This window comes from Streptomyces sp. NPDC048411, assembly GCF_040704695.1.
In the GTDB taxonomy this organism is placed as follows: Bacteria; Actinomycetota; Actinomycetes; order Streptomycetales; family Streptomycetaceae; genus Streptomyces.
In genome coordinates this window covers 1-9,153 of sequence record NZ_JBEZKL010000201.1, presented here as the reverse complement: position 1 = coordinate 9,153, position 9,153 = coordinate 1, and the positions used below count along the sequence as shown (strand labels likewise).

Annotated in this window: 8 protein-coding genes; 4 read left to right on the top strand and 4 right to left on the bottom strand. The window is 71.7% G+C overall.

What is annotated here, in order from left to right:
- Nucleotides 1-78 precede the first annotated feature (78 nt).
- Complete coding sequence (locus AB0915_RS36495; RefSeq protein ID WP_366695312.1) at nucleotides 79-480, bottom strand: RidA family protein; 402 nt, start codon at nucleotides 478-480, stop codon at nucleotides 79-81.
- Nucleotides 477-1,670 carry an acyl-CoA dehydrogenase family protein gene (locus AB0915_RS36490; protein WP_366695310.1) on the bottom strand — a complete coding sequence of 398 codons (1,194 nt, stop codon included), beginning with the start codon at nucleotides 1,668-1,670 and terminating at the stop codon, nucleotides 477-479. Before AB0915_RS36490 ends, AB0915_RS36495 begins: the two co-directional genes overlap by 4 nt.
- Before the next feature lie 88 nt (nucleotides 1,671-1,758).
- Here AB0915_RS36490 and AB0915_RS36485 point away from each other — a divergent pair, with 88 nt between their 5' ends.
- From AB0915_RS36485 to AB0915_RS36475, 3 genes are read left to right on the top strand one after another with little or no spacing between them, the layout of a single operon-like run.
- Nucleotides 1,759-3,390 carry an AMP-binding protein gene (locus AB0915_RS36485; RefSeq protein ID WP_366695308.1) on the top strand — a complete coding sequence of 544 codons (1,632 nt, stop codon included), beginning with the start codon at nucleotides 1,759-1,761 and terminating at the stop codon, nucleotides 3,388-3,390.
- A gap of 4 nt (nucleotides 3,391-3,394) precedes the next feature.
- Entirely contained in the window at nucleotides 3,395-4,207 is an 813-nt protein-coding gene (locus tag AB0915_RS36480; protein WP_366695306.1) for a PaaX family transcriptional regulator C-terminal domain-containing protein, read from the top strand.
- 59 nt (nucleotides 4,208-4,266) lie between these two features.
- Entirely contained in the window at nucleotides 4,267-5,103 is an 837-nt protein-coding gene (locus tag AB0915_RS36475) for a GNAT family N-acetyltransferase (protein ID WP_366695304.1), read from the top strand.
- Nucleotides 5,104-5,222: 119 nt separating this feature from the next.
- On the opposite strand, the gene AB0915_RS36470 is transcribed toward AB0915_RS36475, so the two are convergent.
- Both AB0915_RS36470 and AB0915_RS36465 read right to left on the bottom strand, forming a co-directional pair.
- On the bottom strand, nucleotides 5,223-7,559 hold the full coding sequence (locus AB0915_RS36470; RefSeq protein WP_366695302.1) for a bifunctional salicylyl-CoA 5-hydroxylase/oxidoreductase: 2,337 nt from the start codon (nucleotides 7,557-7,559) through the stop codon (nucleotides 5,223-5,225).
- Nucleotides 7,560-7,563: 4 nt separating this feature from the next.
- Nucleotides 7,564-8,391, bottom strand: coding sequence for an enoyl-CoA hydratase family protein (locus AB0915_RS36465; protein WP_366695300.1), 828 nt, complete (start codon nucleotides 8,389-8,391; stop codon nucleotides 7,564-7,566).
- Between the two features lie 225 nt (nucleotides 8,392-8,616).
- Between AB0915_RS36465 and AB0915_RS36460 the strand changes: the two genes are divergently transcribed.
- Nucleotides 8,617-9,051 (top strand): ATP-binding protein, encoded by a 435-nt coding sequence (locus AB0915_RS36460; RefSeq protein WP_366695298.1) that lies wholly within the window; start codon nucleotides 8,617-8,619, stop codon nucleotides 9,049-9,051.
- Nucleotides 9,052-9,153 lie beyond the last annotated feature (102 nt).

Below are 9,153 nucleotides of genomic sequence, written 5' to 3'. Positions count from 1 at the left end.
GGTAGGGAGTGGGATCCCGACCGCGGGGGAGGCCGTTGCCGTGCGGGCGTGGCGCCACGACACGCCCGCACGGTGTTTTCACGGCAGTACGGCGATGCCGTCGAGCTCGACGAGTGCCTGTTCGTCCCAGAGCCTGGCCGCCCCGATGACCGCCATCGCCGGGTAGTCGCGGCCGGCCAGCCGTTGCCAGATCCGCCCGAGTTCGGGGGCGTGTACGCGGTAGTCGGCGACATCCGTGGCGTAGACGGTCATCCGCGCCAGGTCGGCCGGAGAGCCCCCGGCCGCACGCAGCGCGGTGAGCAGATTGGTCAGGGCCGTCGCGAACTGCTCGGGCAGCGTGGCGCCGATGACCTTGCCGTCCCGGTCCAGGGCGGTCTGTCCGGCCAGAAGGACCAGGCGGCTGCCGGTTGCCGTGACGGCGTGTGAGAAGCCCGTGGGCGGGGACAGTTCGGCGGGATTGATCCGGTGGATCGGACTCATGCGGGCAGCTCCTGATTCACGGTCGGCGTCCGGTGCGAGGTCGGCGTCCGATGCGCGGTCCCCGTCGCTGTCTCCGTCGTCGGCGCGTACAGCTCCTTGGCGATGATCGTGCGCTGGACCTCGCTGGCGCCCTCGTAGATCCGCGGGGCACGCACCTCCCGGTAGAGATGTTCGAGCAGGTGCCCCCGGCGGAGCGCGCGGGCGCCGTGCAGCTGGACGGCTGCGTCGACGACGTACTGCGCCGCCTCGGTGGCGTACAGCTTCGCCATCGCCGCCCGGCCCGGTACGCCGGGCTCCCCCGCGTCGTACGCCGCCGCGGCCGCGTACACGAGAAGCCGCGCGGCCTCCGTGCGGGTGGCCATCTCGGCGACCTGGTGGGCGACGGCCTGCAGTTCCTTCAGCGGGCCACCGAACGCGGTGCGTCGCGCGGTGTGGTCGAGGGTCGCGTCGAGGGCGGCGCGGGCCATGCCGACGGCGAACGCGCCGACGCTGGGACGGAACAGATTGAGGGTGTTCATGGCGACCCCGAAGCCGCGGTCCTGTTCGCCGAGCACATCGTCGGGCGTGACCGGGACCCCGTCGAAGGCGAGGGCGCCGATCGGGTGCGGGGAGAGCATGTCGAGGGCGGTGCCGGTCAGTCCCGGGCGGTCGGCAGGGACCAGGAACGCGGTGACGCCGCGGGCTCCGGCACCTGGTGTCGTACGGGCGAAGACGGTGTAGAAGTCCGCCTCGGGGGCGTTGGAGATCCAGCACTTCTCACCGGTCAGCCGCCAGCCGGCCGGGGCGTGTTCGGCCGCCAGGGCGAGCGCCGCGGCGTCGGAGCCGGCGCCGGGCTCACTCAGCGCGAAGGCGGCGACGGCACGGCCGGCCCGCACCTCGGGAAGCCAGCGTGCCCGGTGGGCCGGGGTACCCGCCTGGACCAACGGGTATGTGCCGAGTCCCTGGAGGGCCAGCGCGGTCTCGGCCTCCGTGCAGCCGCGGGCGAGGGACTCCCGCAGCAGGCAGAGGTCGAGGGCGCCGGAGGAGAAAAGACGGTCGAGCAGACCGAGTTCGCCGAGGGCGGCGATCAGCGGGCGGTTGACGTGCCCCGGTTCGCCCTTCTCGGCGAGAGGGCGCAGCTCATGTTCGGCCAGGGCGCGCAGCTCTTCGCACCAGGCGGTCTGTGCCGGATCGAGTGAGAATGCCGTCATACCGGCGCCTCTCCTGTCCCCTATCGCGAACTGTTGACTACCGTCATTCAAACGCTACGCTCCATGGGCGACAAGGGGGCGATCCGCTATGGACCCGAAGACCTCAGCGCACCTCGACACCTTTGCCCGGGAGCATCTGCCACCCACGGACCAGTGGCCGGAACTGGTCTTCGGCCTTCCCGAGCTGAACTATCCGGACCGGCTGAACTGTGCCGCCGAGCTCCTCGACGGCACAGTCGCCCGCCTCGGTCCCGACCGCCCCGCCTTCCATACGCCCCAGGGCGAGATCTGGAGCTACGGGGAGCTCCAGGACCGGGTCGACCGGATCGCCCACGTCCTGACCTCCGATCTGGGGGTCGTCCCCGGCAACCGGGTTCTGCTCCGCGGCCCCACCACGCCCCACCTCGCCGCCTGCTGGCTGGCCGTGCTGAAGGCGGGCGCGATCGCGGTGACCGTACTGGCCCAGCAGCGGTCCCAGGAGCTCGCCACCATCTGTTCGATGGCCGAGGTCGGTCATGCGCTGTGCGACGTCCGGTCGGTCGACGACCTGGTGAAGGCGGGGGTACCGGGGCTGCGGATCACGGTGTACGGAGGTGACGGCCCCGACGATCTGCTGCACCTGGCCGAGGGGCGGCCTGGGCCCTACCGTGCCGTGGACACGGCCGCGGACGATGTCGCACTGATCGCGTTCACCTCGGGCACCACCGGACGGCCCAAGGGCTGCATGCACTTCCACCGCGATGTGCTCGCCATCGCCGACACCTTCTCCCGCCACGTCCTGCAGCCCCGTCCCGACGACGTGTTCGCGGGCAGTCCGCCACTTGGCTTCACCTTCGGGCTCGGCGGCCTGGTGGTCTTCCCGCTGCGGGCCGGGGGGTCGGCCCTGCTGCTGGAACAGGCCGGTCCGCGGCAGCTGCTGCCCGCGCTGGCCGCCCACCGCGTCTCGGTCCTGTTCACCGCGCCGACCGCCTACCGCGTGATGCTCGACCACCTCGACAAGCACGATCTCGCCGCGCTGCGGCGCTGCGTGTCGGCGGGCGAGAACCTGCCCGTGGCGACCTGGCAGTCCTGGTACGAGCGGACCGGCCTGCGCATCATCAACGGCATAGGCGCCACCGAACTGCTGCACATCTTCATCTCCGCCGCCGACGACGTGATCCGCCCCGGCACCACCGGGGTTCCCGTGCCCGGCTGGGAGGCGCGTGTGCAGGACCGGGACGGCCACGCGGTGCCCGACGGGGAGCCGGGGCTGCTCGCCGTCCGCGGCCCGGTCGGCTGCCGCTATCTCGCCGACATCCGCCAGTCGGAGTACGTACAACACGGCTGGAACCTCACCGGCGACACGTACACACGTGACAGCGACGGCTACTTCCACTACGTCGCGCGTGCCGACGACATGATCATCTCCTCCGGGTACAACATCGCGGGCCCCGAGGTCGAGGACGCGCTGCTGCGCCATCCCGAGGTCTCCGAGGTGGCGGTGGTCGGGCATCCGGACGAACTGCGCGGGCAGATCGTGGTGGCGTACGTGGTGCTGCGCGAGGGCGGCGGAGCGTCGGCCGACGAGCTGCGCACACACATGAAGAACGAGCTCGCCCCCCACAAATGCCCGCGTGTCATCGAATTCGTGCCGGCGCTTCCCCGGACCGCCACCGGCAAGCTGCAGCGGTTCCGGCTGCGGAGCGACGGGGACCGGACCGGCGCACGGGACCTAGAGTGATCACGTGGCCGAGCAGCACACCCCCAGATCCCTGATCGTCACCCTCTACGGCGCGTACGGTCGCGCCCCCGGCAATGCCCCGCTGCCGGTGGCCGAACTGATCCGACTGCTGTCCGTCCTCGGTGTCGACGCCCCGTCCGTACGTTCCTCCGTCTCCCGGCTGAAGCGGCGCGGGCTGCTCGTCCCTGCGCGTACCGTGAGCGGCGCGGCCGGGTACGCGCTGTCGTCCGATGCCCGCCAGCTGCTGGACGACGGCGACCGGCGGATCTATGCGCACCCGTCGCCACCGCTCCAGGACGGCTGGGTGCTCGCCGTCTTCTCCGTACCGGAAGCGGAACGGCACAAGCGGCACCTGCTGCGCTCGCGGCTGGCCCGGCTCGGCTTCGGCACGGCGGCGCCCGGGGTGTGGATCGCGCCCGCCGCGCTGTACGACGAGACCTGGCACACGCTGGAGCGGCTGGAACTCGCCCCGTATGTGGACCTGTTCCGCGGGGAACACCTCGGCTTCGCCGCGACGCGGGAGTCCGTGGCGCGCTGGTGGGACCTCGACGCGATCGCCCGGCTCCACGTGGACTTCCTGGAGCAGCACGAACCGGTGCTGCGGGCCTGGGAGTCACGCACCGGTGCCCCCGATCCCGAGACCGCCTACCGGGACTATCTGGCGGCCCTGGACTCGTGGCGGCAGCTGCCGTACGCCGATCCGGGCCTGCCGGAGGAGCTGCTGCCGAAGGAGTGGCCGGGGGGGCGGTCGACGGAGGTGTTCGGGCTGCTGCACGCTCGGCTGCGGGACGCGGGGGCGCGGTTCGTACGGTCATGAGCTGCCGCGGGTGCCGAAATGCAGGTGCTCCCGATGCCCCGCGCCCGGCAGGATGAGCTATGACCTGGACCTTTACGGATGATGTCGAAGCGTTCCTGGAGGTGGCGGGCGCCTCGCTGGCGGCCCGCCCCGCCGAGAACACCCTGGTACTGACCGTCACCGCAACCCTGCGGCGCAGCGGCCCGCACGCGTACGGCGATACCGCGCCGTTGCTGGGGTGGTGGCGCGGGGCGGACGGCGAGGTCGCGGGAACAGTGGTGCAGACTCCGCCCTATCCCCCGCTGCTGGGCACGGTCGCCCCCGAGGCCCTCGTCCCACTGACCGCGGCACTCCCCCTGACCAGCGTCAACGCGGACCGCCCCACCGCCGAGGCACTGGCCGCCTGCTGGCCCGGCCACCGCGTCGACCAGGAACAACGGCTCTACCGGCTCGGTGAGTTGATCCCACCGTCCCCCGCCCCCGAGGGCACCCCGAAAACCGCCACGACCGCCGACCGCGAGCTGCTCCTGGCCTGGCATCTCGCCTTCGCCGAAGAAACCGGCCAGCCCGGCACCCACGCAGAGCGGCTGGTGGACGAGCGGACGGCGTCCGGCGGGCTGACACTCTGGGAGACCGGCGATGTCCCGGTCTCGATGGCGGGCGTCTCACCCCGGGTCGCGGGCACGGTACGGGTCTCGACCGTGTACACACCGCCGGAGTACCGGGGTCACGGCTATGCGGCAGCGGTGACGGCTGACGTCAGCCGGGCGGCACGGGAGGCGGGCGCGGCCGAGATCCTGCTGTTCACGGACCTCGCCAATCCGACCAGCAACGGCGTGTATCAACGGATCGGCTTCCGGCCCGTCTCGGACCGGCTGCTGATCAGTGCGCAGGACACCGGCGCAGAGAAAAGATGAACGAGTCCGGTGATGTCCGGGGCCGCTCTGGCTGATCGCCGCGAATGCGGTGCGCTTGTGGCGGTACGGGGAGGGCGGTCAGGAACTGCGGCCCGGCACCACGTCGGAGTGTCTCGCGCTCACCCCAGGGTGAGCCGCGGCTTCGGTGCGTCCGTGCGGCCGGTCGGTGGTGTGCGGCTGCCCGCGCGGTACGGGAGCGGCCAGGGTGCGCCCGGTCCCGCATAGCCCTGGTCGGCCGCCGCGTGCAGGGTCCAGTGCGGGTCGTAGAGGTGCGGGCGGGCCAGGGCGCAGAGGTCGGCGCGGCCCGCCAGCAGCAGGGAGTTGACGTCGTCCCAGGAGGAGATCGCGCCGACTGCGATGACGGGCACGACCAGGGTGTTGCGGATCCGGTCGGCGTACGGGGTCTGGTACGAGCGGCCGTACTCGGGGCGTTCGTCCGGGACGACCTGGCCGGTGGAGACGTCGATGGCGTCGGCGCCGTGCGCGACGAACGCGCGGGCGATCTCGACGGCGTCCTCGGCCGTCGTGCCGCCGTCGGCCCAGTCGGTGGCGGAGATCCGGACGGTCATGGGCCGGTCGTCGGGCCACTCGGCGCGGACCGCGTCGAAGACTTCGAGGGGGAAGCGGAGTCGGTTCGACAGCGGTCCGCCGTAGGTGTCGGTGCGTCGGTTGGTGAGCGGCGAGAGGAATCCGGAGAGCAGGTAGCCGTGCGCGCAGTGGAGTTCGAGCAGGTCGAAGTCGCAGGTGACGGCGTGCCGGGCGGCTGCGGCGAACTGGGCGCGGATGACCTCGAGTCCGGCCCGGTCCAGGGCGTGCGGGACCTGGTTGACTCCTTCCGCGTACGGGATCGGGGAGGCGGCGGACAGGGGCCAGTTGCCCGCGTCGAGCGGCTGGTCGATGCCGTCCCACATCAGCTTGGTGGATCCCTTGCGGCCGGAATGGCCGAGCTGGATACCGATCGCCGTGCCCGGCGCCGAGGTGTGGACGAAGTCGGTGATCCGGGTCCAGGCGGCCGCCTGTGCGGGGGTGTACAGGCCGGCGCAGCCGGGGGTGATGCGGCCTTCGGCGCTGACGCACACCATCTCGGTCATGACGAGCCCGGCGCCGCCGAGCGCACGGGCGCCCAGGTGGACGAGGTGGAAGTCGCCGGGGACGCCGTCGACCGCCGAGTACATGTCCATCGGCGAGACGACGACACGGTTGCGGAGTTCGAGACCGCGCAGCCGCAGCGGGGTGAACATCGGCGGGGTGTCCGGGGCGCAGCCGAACTCCTCCTCGACGGCCGCGGTGAAGCCGGCGTCGCGCAGCCGCAGGTTGTCGTGGGTGACGCGGCGGCTGCGGGTGAGGAGGTTGAAGGCGAACTGGCGGGGCGCCTGGTCGACGTACGTACCGAGCTCCTCGAACCAGCGCAGGCTTGCCGCGGCGGCGCGCTGGGTCGATTCGACGACAGGGCGGCGCTCGGTCTCGTACGCGGAGAGGGCGGCGGGCAGGTCGGGCTGTTCCTCGATGCAGGCGGCGAGCGCGAGGGCATCCTCGACGGCGAGTTTCGTACCGGAGCCGATGGAGAAGTGGGCGGTGTGCGCGGCGTCGCCGATGAGGACGGTGTTGGCGTGCGACCAGTGGGCGTTGACGACGGTACGGAAGGTGAGCCAGGAGGAGTTGTTGGAACGCAGCGGGCGGCCGCCGAGGACATCGGCGAAGATCTTGGCGCAGCGCTCCGTCGAGGCTGCGGCGTCCATGGTGTCGAACCCGGCCGCGCGCCAGACCTCCTCGCGCATCTCGACGATGACGGTGGAGGCACCGGATTGATGCGGCGGCCCGGAGGGCCTCGCCGAGGGGTGCTGGTCGGGCGACGAGCGGGCGTACGGGTAGGCATGCAGCTGCATCACGCCGTGTTCGGTCTCGGCGATCTCGAAGCGGAAGGCGTCGAGGGCGAAGTCGGCGGCGAGCCAGATGTAGCGGTTGCGGTGGGCGGTGAGGGTGGGCCGGAAGGTGTCGGCGTACGCCTCGCGGGTGGCGCTGTGCACCCCGTCGGCGGCGATCACCAGATCGTGCGTCGCGGCGAGTTCGGCGGCGGGCGGGGCCTCTTCGCGGAAGCGGAGCCGTACCCCCAGCGACCGGCAGCGCTCGTGCAGGATCTCCAGGAGCCGGCGGCGGCCCAGCGCCGCGAAGCCGTGGCCGCCGGATGTCTGGGTCCGGCCGCGGTGGACGATGTCGATGTCGTCCCAGCGCACGAACTCGGCCTGGAGCGCCCGGTACACCACGGGGTCGGCGTGCTCGATGCCGCCGAGCGTCTCGTCGGAGAGGACGACACCGAAGCCGAACGTGTCGTCCGGGGCGTTGCGCTCCCAGACGGTGATGGAGCGCTCCGGGTCCAGGCGCTTGAGGAGCGCCGCGGCGTAGAGTCCGCCGGGGCCGCCGCCGATGACCGCGATCCGCCTCGTGCCGTACCGCATCGCGTTACCTGCCTTGCCATTTCGGCGGCCGCTTCTCCGTGAACGCGGCGTGGAACTCGGCGTAGTCGTCGCCGTGCATCAGCAGCGCCTGGGTGGCGGCGTCCATCTCGACGGCGGCGGCGAGCGGCATGTCGAGTTCGGCGGTGAGCAGCGCCTTGGTCTGGGCGAGGGCGAGGGCGGGTCCTTCGGCGAGGCGGTGTGCGAGCGCCGCGGCGCGCGCGTCGGCCTGCCCCTCCTCGGTCAGCTCGCTGATCAGCCCGATCCGTTCCGCCTCGGGGGCGCGGACCTGCTCGCCGAGCATCAGCAGCCGGGTGGCATGGCCGAGACCGACGACGCGCGGCAGCAGATACGCCGCTCCCATGTCGCCGCCGGAGAGTCCGACCCGGGTGAAGAGGAAGGCGAACCGGGCGGACGGGTCGGCGACCCGGAAGTCGGCGGCCAGCGAGAGGACGGCACCGGCGCCCGCGGCGACGCCGTGGACGGCTGCGACCACGGGGAAGGGGCACTCCCGCAGCGCCCGTACGACCTGTCCGGTCATGCGGTTGAAGTCGAGCAGCTGCGCGGTGTCCATCGCCAGGGTGGCGCCGATGATCTCGTCGACGTCGCCGCCGGAGCAGAAGCCCCGCCCCTCGCCGGCCAGCACCAGGGCGCGCACGGAGCGTTCGCGGGACAGCTCGGCAAGGAGATCGCGCAGATCGGCATAGGCGCCGAAGGTGAGCGCATTGAGTTTCTCGGGGCGGGCCAGGGTGACGGTGGCGACGCCGTCGTCCGTCGTCAGCCGTAGATGGCGCCAGTGTTCCGTGCGTGGCGCGGAGCTGGGAAACGGGCTCATGGAGGGTGGTCCCCTTCAGCCGTCGGGCTGCTACCTGCTCTCGAACTTATCACTCATCTGTGACTCCCGTCACGAGTACGCAATAAGGCGGCAGTGAGGGCGAAGTGGCGAAAGTCCCATTCGTACCGGTCGCTCGCCCCTTGTCTGCGTCGTTGCACTTCGTATGGTTGAAACCGAGAAGTCTTGAGCTCCAGAAAGTCGTGACCTCCGGAACGGAAACCTGCTGTGCCCGCCGATGGACCGATCCCCGCCTCCTGGCGTATCGCACTGCCGCACTCGACGGCGGCAGTGCCGATCGCCCGCGCCCTGATCCGTACGGCGCTGACGGACATCGGCGCCTCGGCCGACTCCCTCGACATCGCGGAGCTCCTCACCGCCGAACTGGTCGCCAACGCCGTGGAACACACCGCCGGCGACGATCCGCTCGAGCTGGTGGTGGAGATTCTGGAGACCGGCTGGCAGGTGGAGGTCCACGACCGCGACCCGGCTCCGCCGGGCGATCTCTCCCGGCCCGGTCCTGGCAGCGAACCGGACCCCTGGCAGGAGCACGGCCGGGGCCTGCTGCTGATCCGCACCCTCAGTTCGGCCTGCGGCCATCGCACGACGGAGCACGGCAAGGCGGTCTGGTTCACCCTGCCGTCACATCAGCCCCAGCACTAGGGCGTGTTTCGAAAGTCCCGCCTGCCAGGCGGCGCCTGGCACGCACACTCGCCGCGTTGTCGGGCTCGCCCCGATACGCCCAGTATCGGGGCGACCCTCCGC